The 18,596-nt window shown below is 70.2% G+C and carries 12 protein-coding genes; 2 read left to right on the forward strand and 10 right to left on the reverse strand.

What is annotated here, in order from left to right; translation table 11 throughout:
* The first annotated feature begins 48 nt into the window (after window positions 1–48).
* The gene (locus tag MRBLMX7_RS07470) at window positions 49–408 is read left to right on the forward strand and encodes a GNAT family N-acetyltransferase (RefSeq protein ID WP_363367158.1); all 360 of its coding nucleotides are present in this window, start codon (window positions 49–51) and stop codon (window positions 406–408) included.
* Window positions 408–1,325: a pirin family protein gene (locus tag MRBLMX7_RS07475; RefSeq protein ID WP_363367160.1), complete on the forward strand. Its 918-nt coding sequence runs from the start codon at window positions 408–410 to the stop codon at window positions 1,323–1,325. Before MRBLMX7_RS07470 ends, MRBLMX7_RS07475 begins: the two co-directional genes overlap by 1 nt.
* Before the next feature lie 224 nt (window positions 1,326–1,549).
* Here MRBLMX7_RS07475 and MRBLMX7_RS07480 read toward each other — a convergent pair whose 3' ends face one another.
* From MRBLMX7_RS07480 to MRBLMX7_RS07525, 10 genes are all read right to left on the reverse strand, one after another.
* Entirely contained in the window at window positions 1,550–4,708 is a 3,159-nt protein-coding gene (locus tag MRBLMX7_RS07480) for a S8 family serine peptidase (RefSeq protein ID WP_363367163.1), read from the reverse strand.
* A 169-nt stretch (window positions 4,709–4,877) separates the two neighbouring features.
* The gene (locus tag MRBLMX7_RS07485) at window positions 4,878–5,183 is read right to left on the reverse strand and encodes a type II toxin-antitoxin system RelE family toxin (protein ID WP_363367165.1); all 306 of its coding nucleotides are present in this window, start codon (window positions 5,181–5,183) and stop codon (window positions 4,878–4,880) included.
* Window positions 5,180–5,443 carry a type II toxin-antitoxin system Phd/YefM family antitoxin gene (locus tag MRBLMX7_RS07490; protein ID WP_363367167.1) on the reverse strand — a complete coding sequence of 88 codons (264 nt, stop codon included), beginning with the start codon at window positions 5,441–5,443 and terminating at the stop codon, window positions 5,180–5,182. The genes MRBLMX7_RS07485 and MRBLMX7_RS07490 overlap by 4 nt, the downstream gene beginning before the upstream one ends.
* A 280-nt stretch (window positions 5,444–5,723) precedes the next feature.
* Window positions 5,724–7,181: a cation acetate symporter gene (locus MRBLMX7_RS07495; protein WP_363367169.1), complete on the reverse strand. Its 1,458-nt coding sequence runs from the start codon at window positions 7,179–7,181 to the stop codon at window positions 5,724–5,726.
* The gene (locus MRBLMX7_RS07500) at window positions 7,178–7,552 is read right to left on the reverse strand and encodes a heavy metal transporter (RefSeq protein WP_363367171.1); all 375 of its coding nucleotides are present in this window, start codon (window positions 7,550–7,552) and stop codon (window positions 7,178–7,180) included. Before MRBLMX7_RS07500 ends, MRBLMX7_RS07495 begins: the two co-directional genes overlap by 4 nt.
* Window positions 7,549–8,280 (reverse strand): LytR/AlgR family response regulator transcription factor, encoded by a 732-nt coding sequence (locus MRBLMX7_RS07505; protein WP_363367173.1) that lies wholly within the window; start codon window positions 8,278–8,280, stop codon window positions 7,549–7,551. Before MRBLMX7_RS07505 ends, MRBLMX7_RS07500 begins: the two co-directional genes overlap by 4 nt.
* A 4-nt stretch (window positions 8,281–8,284) precedes the next feature.
* The gene (locus MRBLMX7_RS07510) at window positions 8,285–9,469 is read right to left on the reverse strand and encodes a sensor histidine kinase (protein ID WP_363367175.1); all 1,185 of its coding nucleotides are present in this window, start codon (window positions 9,467–9,469) and stop codon (window positions 8,285–8,287) included.
* A 25-nt stretch (window positions 9,470–9,494) separates the two neighbouring features.
* Window positions 9,495–9,740, reverse strand: a complete 246-nt coding sequence (locus MRBLMX7_RS07515) for a YbdD/YjiX family protein (protein WP_363367177.1) — start codon at window positions 9,738–9,740, stop codon at window positions 9,495–9,497.
* A gap of 1 nt (window position 9,741) precedes the next feature.
* On the reverse strand, window positions 9,742–12,024 hold the full coding sequence (locus MRBLMX7_RS07520; RefSeq protein ID WP_363367179.1) for a carbon starvation CstA family protein: 2,283 nt from the start codon (window positions 12,022–12,024) through the stop codon (window positions 9,742–9,744).
* Between the two features lie 174 nt (window positions 12,025–12,198).
* On the reverse strand, window positions 12,199–18,444 hold the full coding sequence (locus MRBLMX7_RS07525; RefSeq protein WP_363367181.1) for an Ig-like domain-containing protein: 6,246 nt from the start codon (window positions 18,442–18,444) through the stop codon (window positions 12,199–12,201).
* Window positions 18,445–18,596 lie beyond the last annotated feature (152 nt).

Here is an 18,596-nt window from a genome sequence, read left to right on the forward strand (position 1 = left end):
CACGCCACACGGGGTTAGGTTGGACGCAGACGCCCGAAGGAGCATCCGATGACCGACTTCACCGTGACCCGCAACGACGACGCCTCCCGCTACGAGATCCACTCGGGCGACACGCTCGCCGGCTTCGCCGAGTTCCAGCAGCGCCCCGGCGCGATCCGCTTCGTCCACACCGAGGTCGACCCGGCATTCCAGGGGCAGGGTGTGGCGGGCGTCCTCGCGAAGGATGCCCTGACGGATGCCGCGGCGACGGGCGACGCGATCGTGCCGCTGTGCCCCTACATCGCGAAGTATCTGACGACGCACGAGATCCCCGGTGCGGAGATCCGCTGGCCGCAGCGCCCGGCCCCGATCGCCGGCACGGACGCCGCCGGCACGGATGCCGCCGGCACCGGCCCCGCGGACTCCTGATGATCGGCGAACGCCGCCTCGTCCTCGAGCCGCGCGAGGTGCCGCTCGGCGGCGTGCGCGGTATGAACGTGCTGCGCCTGCTGCCGCACCGCAACCTGCCGACCATCGGCGCATGGTGCTTCCTCGACCGGTTCGGCCCCGCCGACACGCGCATGCGCGTCGAGCCGCACCCGCACATCGGCCTGCAGACCGTGACCTGGCCGCTGGTCGGCGAGATCCGCCACCGCGACTCGCTCGGCAGCGACGCCGACCTGCGCCGCGGGCAGCTCAACCTCATGACCGCAGGCAACGGCATCTCGCACTCGGAGTACTCGATCGGCGAGGGACCTGTGCCGCTCGATGCCCTGCAGTTCTGGGTCGTGCTGCCCGAGAGCGCGCGTCACGGGGCAGGCGGTTTCGAGCGTCACACCGAGCTCCCCGGCGTCCGGCTGACGGCCGTCGAGGGAGCGGATGCCGCGGCCACGGTCGTGCTGGGCGAGTTCGTCGGCATCACGTCGCCGGCGACCGTGCACACGCCCATCGTCGGGGCCGAGATCGCGATCGCCGCGGGGAGCACCGTGCGGCTGCCGCTGCGGAGCGACTGGGAGCACGGGATCATGCTCGTCGAGGGGGATGCCGTGGTGTCACAGCATCCGATGGAGCTCAACGACATGCTCTACCTCGGCGATGCGCGGGACGAGGTCCAGATCTCGAGCGCGAACGGGGCACTGCTGTTCCTCGTGGGCGGCGAACCGTTCGAGGCCGACATCGTCATGTGGTGGAACTTCGCCGGCAGGACCCACGAGGAGATCGTGTCGGCGCGTGAGGACTGGGAGGCGGCATCCGACCGCTTCGGCGTCGTCGAGGGGCACGACGTGCGCATCCCGGCGCCGCCCCTGCCCGACGTGCGGCTCATGCCCCGCGGGCGGAAGATCTGACGCGAGCGCGACCGACCCGGTCGTTGAGCCGCCGGTCGTTGAGCGAGCGGAGCGAGACGAAACGCGGTGAGTACCCCGGTCGTTGAGCGAGCGCAGCGAGACGAAACGCGGTGAGCACCCCGGTCGTTGAGCGAGCGCAGCGAGACTAAACGCGGTGAGCCGTTCTCCGAATCCCACCGCGTTTCGTCTCGTCGCTGCGCTCCTCGCTCAGCGACCGGTTGCGACTACTCCGGCTGGTCCGTCTCCGGAGCCTCCGTCGGCGGGGCTTCCGTCGGCGGAACCTCCGTCGGCGGAGCTTCCGTCGGCGGGACCTCCGTCTCCGGCGCGTCGGCATCCGGCACGTCCGCCGCGGCCCCGGTCTCGACCGTCAGGATCGTGCGCACGGCCGATTCCCCGTACTGCACGAGCCCGAGGTAGCGGGTGCCGGGGGTGAGCCCGGTCCAGCTGAGGTCGTAGCTCGTCTTCTCCCCGCGCACGACGGCGAGCGGGTTGGGGGTCGCGGTGAGTGCGCCTTCGCCCGCGGGCTGCACGGCGGCGTAGGACATGTCCCACGTCATCGGCGCCGTGGTCGCGTACACGTTCGCGACGACCAGGTAGGTGCCCGCGGTCGGGGCGGCGACGGTGACCTGCTCGTCGGCCGATCCGGTGGCCGACTTCCACTGCTCGTAGTACCGCAGGTCGTCGGGGCTCACCACCCGGTAGACGCTCAGGTCGAGGTCGCTGCCGGTGTCGTCCGACGAGTCGAGGTCGAAGCGGGCGAGCGTCGTACCCTCGGGCACGTCGACGATCCACGACACGTCCTTGTTCTCGTCACCGGACTTCTCGTCGCCCGAGTGTCCGACGACGCGGCCGTCGGGGTCTTCGAGCAACGTGAACGGCGTGAGGCCGGAGAGGCCGAGGGCGAGGTCGCCGTCGAGACCGGGGGTGATCTCGACCGTGGTCGACCCGTCGACGCCCGTGCCCGTGACCTCGGCGGGAGCATCCGCCGTGACCGGGAACACCGCGATCGGCGAGCGCACCGTGTTCTTCTTGCTCGTCCAGGTGAGCGAGCCGGTCGTCCACTGCTCGACGGGTGCGCTCTGGTTGTCGAACGTGACCGTGTAGGTCGCCTTCTGGCCCGCGCGGTCGAACTTCAGGGTCGACGGCGACACGGTCACGTCGACACCGGGGACGTCGACGGATGCCGTGAACGTGCCCTTCTCGGTCGACGTGACCGTGCGGGTGACGGTCTGCGCGCTGGCGAGCGAGCCGATCGAGATCGACGCGGCGTTGAGGTCGCTGCCGTCGATGGGGTCACCGGGGAAGTCGGCGAGCCCCTTGCCTTCGAGGAACGCCATCCAGTCGACCACGTCGTTCATGTACAGCAGGCCCGGGTTGAACATGCGCTTCGGGTCGACCTGACCGGCACCCTGCGAGAACGGGTCGCGGTTGGGCGATCCGTCGGCGTTGACCGTGTCGTACGCGGTGGTCATCATCGCGGACTTGATCTCGGCGGGCTTGGCCAGGGGCCGCTCGCCGAGGTACAGGGCAGCGAGGCCGGCGATGTGCGGCGACGCCATCGACGTTCCCGACAGGATGCCGAAGGTCGGCGCCTCGCCCGGGTCGTTGTTCGTGGCGGCGAGGATCGCGACGCCGGGGGCGGCGATGTCGGGCTTCATGACGTCGCTGCCGTCGGCGAGCATCGGTCCGCGGCTCGAGAAGCCGGCGATCTGCGGCGTCGGGGTGGTGACACCGGTGGTGTTCTTGCCGACGAGCGAGATCGGGCGGTCGGTGCCGCCCTGCACGTAGGCGAGCACCGCCGCGCGGTACGCGGAGGCGAGGTGCACGGTCGGCACGGCGTGGAAGTCGTTGTCGAGCGAGTCGGCTCCGCCGGGCACGTTCACGAGGACCATGCCGATGCCTCCGGCATCCTTCACGACCTGCGACTTCTCGGCGCGCGCGTTGTTGCCGCGGTCGCAGACCACGATGTGCCCTGCGGCCCGGGCGGCGTCGAGCTTTCCGGGGAGGCAGAGCGCAGCATCCGCACCCGAGGCGCCGGATGCCGGGATGTCGCCGGCGTACACGGAAGGACCGGTCACGGTCTGGCCGAACGGCACGCTGACCGAGGCGCCGGCCTGCGCGAACCCGTCGAACTGCACGGTGCCCTCCCAGGTCGGGATGGTCGATGCGGCGACGGTCGTGTACCAGGGCGAGGCGTGGTCGGCGGTGACGGAGTCGGGTCCGTCGTTGCCGGCGCTCGCGGCGACGAAGACGCCGGCGGCGGCCGCGTTGAAGAACGCGATGTCCTCGGGGGCGAGGACGGTGGATGCCGCGCCTCCGCCGATCGAGTAGTTGATCACGTCGACGCCGTCGGCGACGGCCTGGTCGATCGCGGCGATGAGGTCGCTGCCGGCGCAGATGTCGTCGGTGGTGACGGTGGGGTCGGGGCCGACGTAGCAGGCCTTGTAGGCCGAGACCTTGGCACCGGGTGCGACGCCCGATATGGTGCCGAAGTCGACACCCTCGACTGCGGCCTTCACCTTGAAGTTGCCGGCTGCGGTGCTCGCGGTGTGCGAGCCGTGGCCGTCGCCGTCACGCGGCGAGAGGTAGTCGTACTGGAAGTCGAAGCCTGCGGCGGCGGCGCCTGAGGAGAAGTACTGCGCGCCGATGAGCTTGTTGGAGTAGTCGCTCTTGTCCCAGCCCTGACCCTCGACCATGGTGGCTTGGAAGCGTCCGCCGTCGGACTTGTCGAAGTAGACGTTCGTGCCGTCGGTGTACGGCTCGCGCCCCTTGTGGCGGCTCTTGTCCTTTTTCTGCTGCTTGAGCTTCTTGCCCTGGAACGACGGATGCTCGGGCGCGATGCCCGTGTCGATCACACCGACCACGACGCCTTCGCCGGCCTTGTCGACGCCGCCGGTCTGCTGCCAGACGCCGCCCTTGCCCTTCTTGTCGTCGCCGAGTCCGAGGAAGCTCGTGGAGGTCTGCGCGTCGGGGTGGCGGATGAAGTCGGGGTACACGCCGAAGACGTCCTTCGAGGCGCGGAGCGTGTCGACCTGCTCGCCCGAGAGCTGCGCGCTGAAGCCGTTGAGCACGACCTGGTAGGTCGTGTCGGGAGTGACGCCGGCCTGCTGGGCGATGCTCTGCTGCTCGCTCTCGAGGTGCTTGACATAGCGGAGCGAGTCCTGCGACTCGGTCTCGAGCTGCTCGCCTTCGGCGGGCTTCGTCGCCTGGATGCCGTCGACGCCGCCTTCGTAGCTGGCGAGAGGGTCTGCCTTCAGTACGACGATGTACTGTCCGGGCGTGCCCTCGATCGGGGTGGGTGCGTTCACCTCCTTGACGCCTGCGTATCCTACGGTTGCCGTCGACGCGACGAACAGCACGGCCAGGCTTGTGGCCGCTGCCATCCGGAGGGGTGTTCGACCCATGTGACTCTCCGATGATCGTTGTGCGGCCTCTTGCCGCAACGCCGCTCAAAGTAACCCGGGCTCACACGGGATTGCCAGGTTCGAGGTCAAAACCTAGACGAAAGGCCAGTACGTCATTTCCTGTCGCTCTCGATCGGTGGGAGTGCTCTCAGGCAGCGTGGAGATGGCCGGACTGGCCCCGAGCCGCGGCCGCGGCCGCGCATCGGTATACGTCGCGTCGATGCCCGGCGTGGACGATGACCACGGTGAGGATCTGATCCTCGATGCGATAGAGCACGCGGTAATCGCCGGTGCGAACGCGCCATTCCGGGCGCCCGGTGAGTTTCGTCGCGGCGGGCGGTCGCGGCTGATCGGCCAGCGTCTCGATGACTCCCTCTATTCGCCGCTTCGCTTCCGGCGGGAGCTTGCGTATCGCGCGAGCCGCCAGGGGGAGAACCCGGAGCGTGTAGGTCACTGCACCAGTCCGAGGTCTCGCTTGACGTCGTCCCACGGGATCGGCGTCTCCTGCAGACGCTCCGTCTCCTCCCATGCCTCGTCCACGGCACGGATATCTGCGAGCTCCTCAGCGTCGGCCAGGAGCCGCTCCAAAAGTGAGGTGTCGACGACGGCCGCCACCGGCCTGTTGCGGCGAGTCAGATACACCGGCTCGGTGCGCGCATCGTCGATGATCGACGCCAGACGGCTACGGGCCTCGGTTATCGCGATCTCACTCATGAGTACATGATAGCGCGAAACGTACGTTTTGCACTGTTCAAGGAGTCGCAACCACCAACGTTTCGTGCCGACGCCTGTGCAACCGCCATCGTCGCACCTGGCGAGGCACGGGTGAGACGCCGCAACCACCTCGACCCACCCGGCTGCTCGAACGTCGTCGGCGTCTTCAACGCCAACCCATTCGGATCGACCGTCGACGCCGTCGCCTGCAGTGCGGAGGTCGCGTACCTTTGCGGCGCGCCGTCGGAACGTATTCCGGCATACCGCGGAGCCCGGTCGCTCATCCCCGTTCGGGAGAGTGCACCCGGGCGAGGAATCGCGCCGTGCGCGGGGACGGGCCGCGGGGGTCGAGCAGCGACACCGTCACGGTCACGGCCGTAGCCAGCGGGATGGTCCACGCGGCCGGCTGCGCGAGATACGGCGCGGCGGCACCCACTCCGCCGATCGCCGCATGCACCAGCAGGGCGAGGCCCGCCGCGAGGCCGCCCGACAGCATCCCCGCGACCGCTCCCCGGGCCGTGAGACCTCGCCACCACACCCCGAGCAGCACCACGGGCGACAGCGTCGACGCGGCCACCACGAACACCACCCCGACGCTCGACCCGAGCCCGGCAGGAGCCGTGAGCAACGCGACCGCGAGCGGCACGAGGGCGCACAGCACCGCCGACAGCCGGAACGACCGCACGGATCCCGAGAACACGTCCTGGCTGATCACACCCGCGAGCGACACCACGAGCCCGGCGGACGTCGCGAGGAACGCCGCGAACGCCCCCGCGACGATGAGCGCCGTGAGCAGCTCGCCCGGGGCTCCCGGGAACACCCGCGAGGGCAGCAGCAGCACGACCGTGTCGGCGACACCGGGCACGGCGAGATCAGGGGCGGTGATGCGGGCCAGCAGACCCATGGTGCTCGACACCGCATAGAAGGCGCTGACCATCGCGATCACGATCACGGTCGTCCGACGCGCAGAGACGCCGGTCGGACTCGTGTAGAAGCGCACCAGCACGTGGGGCAGCCCCATGGTCCCCAGCAGCAGCGCGAGGAGCAGGGATGCCGTCTCATACGCGTCAAACCCCGAGGGGCCCGCCTCCGCCGGGAACACGAGCGCCGGGTCGAAATCGTGCGGGCCGCCGCTGAGCGCGAACGCGATGCACACCACCGGCACGAGCAGCGCCGTGAGCTTGAGCCAGTACTGGAACGCCTGCACGTACGTGATCGCCCGCATGCCTCCCGCGGCGACCGCAGCCGCGACCAGCACCGCCACGAGCACGGCGCCCACCCACTCCGGCACCCCGGCGACGACGAGCAACGTGATGCCCGCGCCGTGCAGCTGCGGCACGATGTACAGCCAGCCGATCACGAGCACCGCGATGCTCGTCACGCGCCGCGCCGCCACCGACTCCAGCCGCGCCTCCATGAAGTCGGGGATCGTGTACGCACCGCTACGGCGCAGAGGTGCCGCCACGAACACGAGCACCAGCAGGTACCCGGCCGCGTACCCGATCGGGAACCAGAACCCGCGGGCGCCGTCGAGCAGCACGAGTCCGGAGAGCCCCAAGAAGGTGCCGGCCGAGAGGTACTCGCCGCTGATGGCCGAGGCATTCCACACCGGCCGAACCGTGCGCGAGGCCACGAAGAAGTCTCCCGTCGTGCGGGAGATCCGCAGCCCGTAGACGCCGATCAGCAGCGTCGCCACCACGACGAAGGCGATGCCGACCAGGTCGAGCACCGCGTTCATTCGCGGTCCCGGAGGGCGCGGAAGCGCCTTTCGTTCCGTGCCGCCGTACGCACGTACAGCACCGCGAACACGAGGATGATCGGATAGAACGCATACGCCTGCAGCAGCCACGACAGCGGCAGACCCCACACCACGAGCTGATCGATCTCGGGGATCAGCGCCACCGTCAAGGTCAGCGCGATCACCACGAGCACGAACCCCGCGACCGTGCCGAGCGCGAGCCGCAGCTGGCTGCGCATGAGGGCGCGCGCGAACACGGCATCCGCCTCATCGACCGGAGAGCCGGGCAGAGCGATCCCGCGCGTGGCAGGGGTCGACCGTCGGGCGGGCGCATCGGCCGTGACCCGCACCCGCTTCGGCGTCTCGGTCACGGCGCGCCCTCCGCGCGCAGAAGCGCCTCCCGCACCGACGGTACGAGGCGCCTGCTCACCGGGAGCACGGTGGTGTCGACCACCACGACCGGGTCGGATCCCGACAGACGTGCCTCCGCGACAGCCGTCGCACGGACGAGGGTGGAGCGATGGATGCGCAGGAACCCGGCATCCGCCCACCGTGCCTCCAGCTCGGAGATCGGGATGCGCACGAGATGCCCGCCGCCCTCGGTGTGCAGACGCGAATAGTCGCCCTGCGCCTGCACCCAGCGCACCTCGCTGCGGCGGACGAACCGCACGGTCGACCCCACCGTCACCGGCAGCATCTCGTCGTCGACGGGCGCGATGACCTCGCCCAGGTCGATCACCCGGTCGATCGCCTGGCGCAGCCTCTCGACGCGCACCGGCTTGAGCAGGTAGTCGGCGGCACGCAGCTCGAACGCCTCGACCGCACGCGCCTCGTCGGCCGTCACGAACACGACGGCGGGCGGCGCGGCGAGCGCCAGCAGCGACCGCGCCAGCTCGGTGCCGAGAAGCCCCGGCATATGGATGTCGAGGAATGCGATCCGCACGGCGCGCTGCGACAGCATCCGCAACGCCTCCGCCCCCGAGGACGCCGTCAGGACGTCGCCGATCCGCGGGTCGAGGCGCAGCAGATGCACGAGCTCGTCGAGCGCCGGTCTCTCGTCGTCGGCGACGAGGACGTCGATCGTGCGCACCTCTGTCATCGGTTCAGTCGCCTTCGGGATCATGCTGCGGCTGCGACTTGGGCACCCGCATGCGCACCAGGGTACCCGCGCCCGTGTTCGTCTCGACCACGAGTCCGCCGTCCGCGCCGTACAGCTGCCGCAGCCGGGTGTCGACGTTGCGCAGCCCCACGTGCAGCCCGTCGTCGACGGCGGTCAGCGTCGCGCGCAGCGCATCGGGATCCATGCCCACGCCGTCGTCCTCGACCGTGATCTCGGTGTGCGTGCCGTCGTCGCGGGAGACGATGCGGATCTCACCGCCACCCTCGCCCGGCTCGATCCCGTGCCGCACGGCGTTCTCGACGATCGGCTGCACCGACAGGAACGGGATGACCGTCGCGAGCGTCTCGGGAGCGATCTGCAGCGTGACCCGCAGGCGCTCCCCGAACCGTGCGCGCTCGAGTTCGAGGAAGGAGTGGATGCTGCCGAGCTCCTCCGCGATCGTCGTGAACTCGCCCTGGCGCCGGAACGAGTACCGCGTGAAGTCGGCGAACTCCAGCACGAGGTCGCGGGCCCGCATCGGGTCGGTGTGGATGAACGACGCGATCGCGGTGAGGGCGTTGTAGATGAAGTGCGGCGAGATCTGTGCGCGGAGCGAGCGCAGCTCCGCCTCGGCCAACTGCGTGCGCGAGGCGTCGAGGCTGCCGAGCTCCACCTGCGCGGCGCACCAGTCCGCAACCTCCTCCGCCGCCCGCACGAGCGCCGCACCCACCGGGGCCGCGAAGGCCACGACCGCGCCGATGACCTGTCCATCGACGACGATCGGCGCGCCCACGGCCTCCAGGTCGTCGGTGCGCCCGTCGGGTGACGGGAAGACCTGCCGACGGCCCGACTCCCGCACCGCCCGCGCGATCCGCAGCGCCGCGGACTCCAGCCCGTCTGACGGACCGTCGAACGAGAGCGCGTCGCCGTCGCCCACGATCGCCACCGCCGCACTGCCGAGCAGGACCCGCAAGTGTCGGGCGGCCTTGACCACGTCGGGCCCCGTCAACCCCGCGCGCAGGTGCGGAGCCGCGAGGCTCGCCTGATGAAGCGCCTGCAGCGCCGCACGCTCCGCGTCGCTGCCGAGGTCGGCCGACCCCCGGGCGAACCGCCGCGCGAGCACGAGGAGCACCGTGAGCACGATGCCGCCGAGCGCGCCGAGGACGGCGGCGAGGACGACATCGTTCATGCCCTCAGCCTAAGCATCCGGCACGTCAGCAGCAGCGCGCACCGGGGTTGCGGTCCTGGTCGTCCATGCGCTGACGCCAGAACTGCCGCTCGGTCACCGGCTCCTCGTCGGGGTGGTGGCGACGGTGATGGGCGACATAGGTCGCGTAGGCCGTGTCGCCCATCAGCGTCGTCATGTACCAGCGGATGCCGCGGCCCACCCGCCCCGCGGTGCACCAGAGTGCCCGCAGAGCGGTGGTCACGGCATCCGTCCGATTCATGGTGTCGGTCATCTCAGTGCGACGTTGCCCTGCGCTCGTCGGCGAGGATCGGCTCCCACTGCTTCTCGAGCTCGCGTTCCTCGGCCGTCGGCAGGAAGCCCGCAGGGGCGTAGCGCCGGGAGGCGACCGGCGCGTCCTCGGTGTTCTCGCCGCCGCCGTTGCGGATCGCCTTGATCGTCGCGATCACCGCGGCGATCATCACGACGATCGCGAGCGTCACGAAGATGATCGACAGCGTGCCCTGCACGGCCGTGTTGCGGATGACGGCCTCGAGCACCTTCGGCTCGCCGAGCGACGTGTCGCCCGAACTCAGCGCATCCCGGTACTTGACGTGGTTCGCCCAGTAGCCGATCGCGGGCACCGGCGACAGGATCTTGTACAGCGACGCAGTGATCGTGACGACGGCCGTGAACGCGAGCGGCAGCCCGATGATCCACAGCCACTTGAAATAACTGCGTCCGCGCTTCGCGACGATCGCGAGCACCACGGCGAGCGCGATCGCGGCGAGCAGTTGGTTCGCGATGCCGAACAGCGGGAAGAACGTGTTGATGCCGCCGAGCGGGTCGGTGACGCCGAGGATGAGGATCGCTCCCCAGCCGGCCACCATGATCGCGGTGCAGATCCACACGCCCGGACGCCACGAGACGTCGCGGAACTTGGGGAACCAGGCGCCGATCGAGTCCTGCAGCATGAAGCGCGCGACGCGAGTTCCGGCATCCACCGCGGTGAGGATGAACAGCGCCTCGAACATGATCGCGAAGTGGTACCAGAACGCCATGAGCGCCTGACCGCCGAGGGCCTGCTGCATGATGTGCGCGAGGCCGAGGGCGAGCGTCGGGGCACCGCCCGTGCGCGACACGATCGACTCCTCGCCGACCGCCGCCGCCGTCCCCGTGAGCATCTCGGGTGTGAGGTTCACCCCCGTCAAGCCCAGAGAGTTCACGAAGGCGACGGCACCCTCGACGGTTCCCCCTGTCGCCGCCGTCGGGGCGTTCATCGCGAAGTAGATGCCCTGGTCGATCGAGATCGCCGCCACGAGGGCCATGATCGCCACGAACGACTCCATGAGCATTCCGCCGTAGCCGATGAAACGCGTCTGGCGCTCCTTCTCGACGAGCTTCGGGGTCGTGCCCGAGGCGATCAGGGCATGGAAGCCCGATAGGGCTCCGCAGGCGATCGTCACGAACAGGAAGGGGAAGAGCGGACCGGCGAACACCGGACCCATTCCGTTCTCGCCGAAGATGCTGACCGCCGGGACGGTGATCTCCGGGCGGACGAGCACGATCGCACCGGCGAGCATCACGATCACGCCGATCTTCATGAACGTCGAGAGGTAGTCGCGCGGGGCGAGCAGCAGCCAGACCGGGAGCACGGCGGCGATGAAGCCGTAGACGATGATGCCCCACGCGATGGTCGTGCGGTCGAGGTGGAAGATCGCCTGACCCCACTCGGTGCCGGCGACCCAGCCGCCACCGATGATCGCAGCCATCAGCAGCACGAAGCCGATGAGCGAGACCTCGGTGACCTTGCCGGGGCGCAGGTAGCGCAGATACACGCCCATGAAGAGCGCGATCGGGATGGTCATCGCGACCGAGAAGACGCCCCAGGGACTCTCGCCGAGCGCGTTCACCACGACGAGCGCGAGGATCGCGACGATGATGAGCATGATGAGCAGCGAGGCGATGATCGCGGCCGTGCCGCCGATCTTGCCCAGCTCCTTGCGGGCCATCTGACCGATCGTGCGTCCGCCGCGTCGCATCGAGAAGAAGAGGACCGTGTAGTCCTGCACGGCACCGGCGAGCACGACGCCGACGATGATCCAGATCGTGCCGGGGAGGTAGCCCATCTGCGCGGCGAGCACGGGCCCCACGAGAGGACCGGCGCCGGCGATGGCCGCGAAGTGATGGCCGTACAGCACCCGGCGGTCGGTGGGGACGTAGTCCTTGCCGTCCTGCTTGACCTCGGCGGGCGTGGCCCTGCGGTCGTCGGGGCGCGTGATGTAGCGCTCGATGACTTTGGAGTAGAAGCGGTAGCCGATCAGGTAGGTGCACACTGCCGCGAACACGAACCAGATCGCGTTGACGGTCTCACCGCGGACGATCGCGAGCATGACCCAGGCGACGCCGCCGAGCAGCGCGATGGCCGTCCACAGCAGGATCTTCGGCAGGGTCCAGCGGCTGGACCTCTCGTGGTGGGCGTCGCTCAGGGCGACCGGGGGAAGCGTCGGGTCGGTGGCGATGATCGGGTCGTCATCGACACTCGCGGCGCCGCGGCTGTGCGGCGAGGATGCGATCATGGGGTTCTCCTCAGGGTGCGCGTCATTGCGTTCCCCCACGGTAGAGATCGCCGATGGTCGATGGGATGCCGTGGGAGGCGTCATGCGACGAGCGGTGTGGACGGGGCGACGAGCGGTACGGTCGGCTAGACGAGCGGTGCGGTCGGCTGTCCGTCGGGTCAGCCGTCCGTGCGGTCAGCTGTCGGTGCCGCGGCTCACGTGACGACGTCGACCCCACAGTGTGAGGAGAACGCCACCGATCAGCAGGGCGGAACCGAGTCCGATCGGGCCCGCGCCCCCACCGGTCGCCGCCAGACCTCCCAGGGGTCCGGTGCGCACGTCTCCCTTCGGAGCGGGCGCCGCCGGAGGTGTGGAGACGGGAGGTGTCGTGGGTCCCTCCGCCGAGACGACGGCCCGGTACGTGGAGATGGTCGTCTCCCCGTCGACATCCGCGATTCGGTAGCGCACTTCGGGGGTGGTGCCGATGAAGTCCGGCTCCGGAAGGAACTGGAGTCGGGCGCTGTCCGGCTGAGCGATGGCGATGAACACGCCGACGCCGGGCACCTCCATGCGAGCCGTCGGAGTGTCGTCCTCCTCCAGGAGCACCAGCGTCGACGGGTCGAGCGGGACAGCGGGGCTGCCGGCGCGATCGTTGGAGAGCGGGTCGATGCTCTGGGGTTCGCCCGGACGCCCACTCGACGTGTCAGGAGCAGCAGCCGGACGCGGTGTCGGAGTGACGGTCGGCGTGTAGGTCGTCTCGACGGTCGTGCCGTTCGCGTCGGCGATGCGGTAGCGGACGGGTGGAGCCGCTCCCACGAAGTCCGGTTCGGGCGTGAAGACGACCGAGCCTCCTGATCCGCGGGAGTAGGCGCCGACCCCGTCGACGACGAGCTGGGCGACGACCTGGCCGTCGGCGTTCAGCAGGGCGACGGAGGACGACGTCAGCGGAACCGAGGGATGACCGGCCGCGTCGTTGGCGGACACGTCGACCTGCTGCGGCTCACCCTGCACTCCCGTCGTCGTGTCGGGGGTCGCAATCGGGGTCACTGCGGTCACCGTCGGCGTGTACGTGGACTGAGCGGTGACTCCCTCCGAGTCCGACACCCGGTAGGTGACTGCCGGAACCGTTCCCGAGAAGGCCGGATCCGGCGTGAACACGATCCTGCTCTCACCGTTCGGGCGCTCGATGGTGTACTCCCCGACCCCAGGCACGGCGACCGTACCGACCGGATCTCCGTCGTCGTCGATCAGGGTCGTCGTGGCGGGATCCAACGGGGAGTCCGGGGAACCGGGAGTGTCGTTGCGCAGGGGGTCGACCTGTTGCGGCGCGCCCTGCAGACCCGTCGAGGTGTCCGGGAGGGCCACCGGCCGACCCGGTTCCGGGGTCACGGTCGGGGTGTAGGTCGAGCGGGCGAAGGTGCCGTTCGCGTCCGCGATCCGATACGGCACAGCGGTCGCGGTGCCGACGAACTCGGGCAACGGCGTGAACACGATGATCCCACCCGCGCCTCGGGTGTACGTCCCCGCACCGTCAACGACGACCTGCGCGACCGGCTCACCCGCCGCATTCAGCAGCTGCACGGATGCAGGATCGAGCGGCACATCGTCGGCGCCCGGGGTGTCGTTGCCCGACACGTCGGTCTGCTGTACCTGACCCTGCGGGCCGGACGTCGCGTCCGGCGAGGCCGTCGGCACGACCGGGGTCACCGTCGGGGTGTAGGTGGACTGCGCGGTCACGCCGTCCGCGTCCGCGATCCGATACGGCACACCCGGCGCCGTGCCCGTGAACGCGGGCAGCGGCGTGAACACGATGACTCCGCCCGCGCCGCGCGTATACGTGCCTGCACCGTCGACCACGACCTCCGTCGTGGGGTTCCCAGCAGCATCCAGCAGCTCGACGGACGCGGGATCCAGCGGCACCGCCGGATCGCCCGGCGTGTCGTTGAGCGAGACGTCGATCTGCTGGGCCCGACCCTGCGGGCCCGTCGAGGTGTCCGGTGTCGCCACCGGCCGTCCCGGGGCGGGCGTCACCGTCGGGGTGTACGTGGAGCGGGCGAACGTCCCGTTCGCATCCGCGATCCGATACGGCACAGCGGTCGCGGTGCCGACGAACTCGGGCAGCGGCGTGAACACGATGATCCCGCCCGCGCCCCGCGTGTACGTGCCCGCACCGTCGACGACGACCTGCGCGACCGGCTCACCCGCCGCATCCAGCAGCTGCACTGACGCCGGGTCGAGCGGCACGTCCTCAGCGCCCGGGGTGTCGTTGCCCGACACGTCGATCTGCTGCGCCTGCCCCTGCGGGCCGGACGTCTCATCCGGCGACGCCGTCGGGACGACCGGGGTCACCGTCGGAGTGTACGTGGAACGGGCGAACGTCCCGTTCGCGTCCGCGATTCGATACGGCACCGCACTCGCCGTGCCCGTGAACTCGGGCAACGGGGTGAACACGATCACTCCGCCCGCGCCGCGTGTATACGTGCCCGCACCGTCGACCACGACCTCGGTCACCGGCTCGCCCGCCGCATTCAGCAGCTGCACGGACGCCGGATCCAGCGGCACATCCGGAGCACCCGGAGCATCGTTCGTCGACACGTCGATCTGCTGCGCCCGACCCTGCGGTCCCGTCGTCGCATCCGGCGACGCCGTCGGGACGACCGGGGTCACGGTCGGGGTGTACGTCGACTCCGCGGTCACACCATCCGCATCCGCGATCCGATACGGCACACCCGGCGCCGTGCCCGTGAACGCGGGCAGGGGCGTGAACACGATCACTCCACCCGCACCCCGGGTGTACGTCCCCGCGCCGTCGACCACGACCTCGGCCACCGGCTCTCCCGCTGCGTTCAGCAGCCGCACGGACGCCGGATCCAGCGGAACGGCCGGATCGCCCGGGGTGTCGTTGAGCGAGACGTCGATCTGCTGCGGCCGATTCTGCGGCCCTGTCGTCGCATCCGGTGCCGCCACGGGAACGCCCGGGGCAGGGGTCACCGTCGGGGTGTACGTCGAACGGGCGAACGTCCCGTTCGCATCCGCGATCCGATACGGCACCGGGGTGGCCGTGCCGACGAAGTCCGGCAGAGGGGTGAACACGATCACTCCACCGGTGCCCCGCGTGTAGGTGCCGGCTCCGTCGACCACGACCTCGGCCACCGGCTCGCCCGCCGCATTCAGCAACCGCACGGACGCCGGGTCGAGCGGAACGGCGGGATCACCGGCGGCGTCGTTCGTCGACACATCGATCTGCTGCGCCTGACCCTGCGGGCCTGTCGTCGCGTCGGGATTCGCCGTCGGCGTCACCGGGGTCACGGTCGGGGTGTAGGTCGACTCCGCCGTCGTGCCGTTCGCATCCGCGATCCGATACGGCACTCCGGGCGCGTCACCCGTGAACGCGGGAAGCGGCGTGAACACGATGACTCCGCCCGCACCGCGCGAGTACGTGCCGACTCCGTCGACGACCACTTCGGCAACCGGCTCGCGGTTCGCGTTCAGCAGCTGGACGGATGCCGGGTCCAGGGGCGCGGAGGCATCGCCCGCGGCATCGTTCAGCGAGACGTCGATCTGCTGCACGGCTCCTTGTCGCCCCGTCGTCGCGTCGGGGTTCGCGACCGGCACCACAGCGGTCACGGTGGGCGTGTACGTCGACTCCGCCGTCGTGCCGTTCGCATCCGAGATCCGATACGCCACGGCGGGCGCCGGACCACTGAAAGTGGCCTCGGGCGTGAAGACGATGGTCCCCGACGCGCCGAGAGAGTAGGTGCCCACACCAGGGGTCACGATCTCCCGCACCGGCTCCCCGTTCTGCAGCAGCGTGACGCTCGCGGGGTCCAGCGGGACGCCGGGATCACCCGGGGTGTCGTTGGTCGTGACGTCAATCCGCTGCTGCTGACCCTGCATTCCGGTCGTCGTGTCGGGTGACGCGGTCGGCGTGACCGCGACGATCCGCGGGGTGACGGTCGCCGTCACCGTGGTGCCGTTGGCGTCCGCGACCCGGTAGACGACGGGGGTCGGTGTGCCCGCGAAGCGGGGCTCGGGGGTGAAGACCGCGGTCGGTCCGTCCGGTCCGTTCTCCAGCGTGTAGACCCCCTCACCGGGGACGGTCACCGTGTCGGCCGGCACCCCTTCGGGGGTCAGGAGGGTCGTGCTCACGGGGACCAGGGGCACGGCCGGGTCGCCGGGCCGATCGTTCGCGAGGAGCGGGATGCGCACGGGAGCGCCCTGCCGTCCTTCACCGGTGTCCGCCGTCGCGACGGGCGTGACGGCGGTGAGCGTCGGCGCATACGTGCTCGTGGCGGTCGCGCCGCGGCTGTCGGCCACACGGTACGACACCGGCACCGCGGCTCCGACGAAGTCCGGCTGCGGCGTGAAAACCACGGTCGGCCCCTGCGGTCCGGACTCCACGGTGTAGACGCCCTGCCCCGGAACCGTGACGGACGCGGCAGGCGAACCGGCCGCGTCGAGCAGCGTGAACGTCGTCGGGTCGATCGGCACGGAGGGGTGCCCTGCCGTGTCGTTGTCGAGGGGCCGGGTCCGCTGGGCGATCCCTTGCGGACCGGACGTCTCGTCACGTGCCGGGGTGGGCGCCTGAGGGGTGACCGCAGGCGTGATGGTCGATCTCGCGATGATGCCGTCACCATCGGCCACGCGATACGGGATCGGAGTCGCCGTGCCCGCGAAACCGGGCTCGGGCGTGAAGACGACGATCGGTCGCTGCGGATCCGCGCGATCGATCTCGTACGCGCCCTCCCCCGCGACCACCCGCCGCTCCGTGGGCTGGCCGTCGGCGTCGAGCAGTCGGAGGGTCGCAGGGTCGAGCGGCACTTCTGCGGATCCCGGGGTGTCGTTCGCGAGCGGGTCGATGCGCTGGGGCTGACCCTGCACCCCGTTCCCCGTGTCGGGCTGGGCGACGGGATTCGGCACCACGGGCACCGTATCCGTGTCGGCGTCGCGGGCCGAGCCGGCCGTGGACTGCGCGGTGACGGTCGGCGACTCGACGAGGACGCCTCGCGCGACGTCCGGTGCCCCCACGACGCGGGTGCCGGTGCACACGAGACGCCCGCCCACCGGCACCGCCGCCGGCTGGGCAGGGGTGCAGACGAGCGCCGGCGTCGCGCCGTCGATCGTGACCCCGGTCAGCGGCACGTCGCCACGGTTCACCGCGGTGTAGGTGAAGCCGACCGACTCGCCCTCACGGGCTCGGCCACCCGCATCGTCCGTGACCGTGAGGTCGATGACCGGTGTGCCCTGGATGGTCAGCGGGGTGGTGGCCCCATCGTCGTCGGCATGACCGTCGCCGTCGGCATCCGGGTTCGAGCCGTTCGTCGACCGGTCGGTCTGATCGCCCTCGACCGTCCCGTTGTCGTGGGCGAAGTAGTCGAGCGTGCCGGTGACCTGGTTGGTGACGGAGAAGGGCAGGCCCGCCGGGACGAAGGTGACCGGCACCCGGACCACGATCTTCTCGCCGGAGCCGAGGGCACCGACCCCGGGCGTCAGGATCCCCTTGCTCGTGCCTGAACCGGTGAATCCCGCCGACGCAGAGACGGGGACGACGGAGTTCGTGACGATCGTGGTCGCACCGACCGTGTAGGTCCCTCTCGCGGTCGGCGTTCCCGAGACGTAGGTGCCGAATCGTGCGGCGAGGTCCTCGACGATCTGCGGATCGAAGCCGCCGGGTCCGCCGTTGTTCTCGAGCGTGTAGTCGTAGTTCACGGTGTAGTGACCGCTGTCGAAGGTGGCCGCGGAGACGGACTTGGCGACCCCGGTGGAGAGCCCGCACCAGCGGAAGTCGTCGATGCCGATCAGCTGCTGCGTCGGGTTGTTGCCGCCGAGCGGAGGAGCCCCCGTCTCGTAGCGGATCACGATGCGATCGACGGGGCTCGGGAAGGCCAGCGTCGCGTTGGCGTTCTCACTGGTGTTGTCGGCGGAGGCGATGCCGGTGACGACTGCCGCGCCGTCGGCTCGGGTGGAGTACTGCACGGCGCTGCCGAGCGCGGAGGGTGTGGCCGTGACCGCAGTGCCGCGCAGCGATGCGCTCACGACGGCGACATCGCGGTAGTTGCCGCCGTCCGTGCGGATGTCGACGTCGAGGAGTGTGAGTTCGAACCCGGCGACGGGGTTGTCGGGGGTGAGGATCAGTTCTTCGTGATCGGTGAGGTTCCGGGGATCCATCGCCAGCGAGTAGTACCCCGAGCGATTGCCCTGCACGGCGGTCTTGACGGTGGCGTAGTCGACCTGGGGTGGCGCGGGGCTCCCGGTGACGGGTGCCTGGTCGTCGCGAGTGAGGGCGTAGGTCACGCCGTCGCCCGTGACGGTCGTGGGAGAGGAGCGATCCGGCAGCGATGCCCAGTCGAGGGAGTCCTGATTCTGGCACTGCGCGTACACCGCCGCGACCGCCGACGAGTCGTCGTCGAGCACGACGATCCCCGTCGCAACGAGTGCCACTGCCGCCCCGGCCGCGCTCAATCGGCGGCCCCTCCCCGTCCTGACCATCCGAAAATCGTATGAGCGCGCGCACTGCGAAAACGGGCATACCGGTATACGAATGTGGCATTCCGGTATGCGGCATCCCCTCCCGGCACCCCCTCCCGGCATCC

Origin of the sequence: Microbacterium sp. LMX7-1.2, assembly GCF_040675935.1 — a bacterium.
Classification (GTDB): domain Bacteria; phylum Actinomycetota; class Actinomycetes; order Actinomycetales; family Microbacteriaceae; genus Microbacterium.

Bases quoted from the DNA above. Each gene is read 5' to 3' on its own strand.
- MRBLMX7_RS07520 (WP_363367179.1), bottom strand. From the start codon at position 12,024: ATGATCGCATCCTCGCCGCACAGCCGCGGCGCCGCGAGTGTCGATGAC.
- MRBLMX7_RS07475 (WP_363367160.1), top strand. From the start codon at position 408: ATGATCGGCGAACGCCGCCTCGTCCTCGAGCCGCGCGAGGTGCCGCTC.
- MRBLMX7_RS07510 (WP_363367175.1), bottom strand. From the start codon at position 9,469: ATGAACGATGTCGTCCTCGCCGCCGTCCTCGGCGCGCTCGGCGGCATC.
- MRBLMX7_RS07480 (WP_363367163.1), bottom strand. From the start codon at position 4,708: ATGGCAGCGGCCACAAGCCTGGCCGTGCTGTTCGTCGCGTCGACGGCA.
- MRBLMX7_RS07515 (WP_363367177.1), bottom strand. From the start codon at position 9,740: ATGACCGACACCATGAATCGGACGGATGCCGTGACCACCGCTCTGCGG.
- MRBLMX7_RS07470 (WP_363367158.1), top strand. From the start codon at position 49: ATGACCGACTTCACCGTGACCCGCAACGACGACGCCTCCCGCTACGAG.
- MRBLMX7_RS07505 (WP_363367173.1), bottom strand. From the start codon at position 8,280: ATGACAGAGGTGCGCACGATCGACGTCCTCGTCGCCGACGACGAGAGA.
- MRBLMX7_RS07495 (WP_363367169.1), bottom strand. From the start codon at position 7,181: ATGAACGCGGTGCTCGACCTGGTCGGCATCGCCTTCGTCGTGGTGGCG.
- MRBLMX7_RS07490 (WP_363367167.1), bottom strand. From the start codon at position 5,443: ATGAGTGAGATCGCGATAACCGAGGCCCGTAGCCGTCTGGCGTCGATC.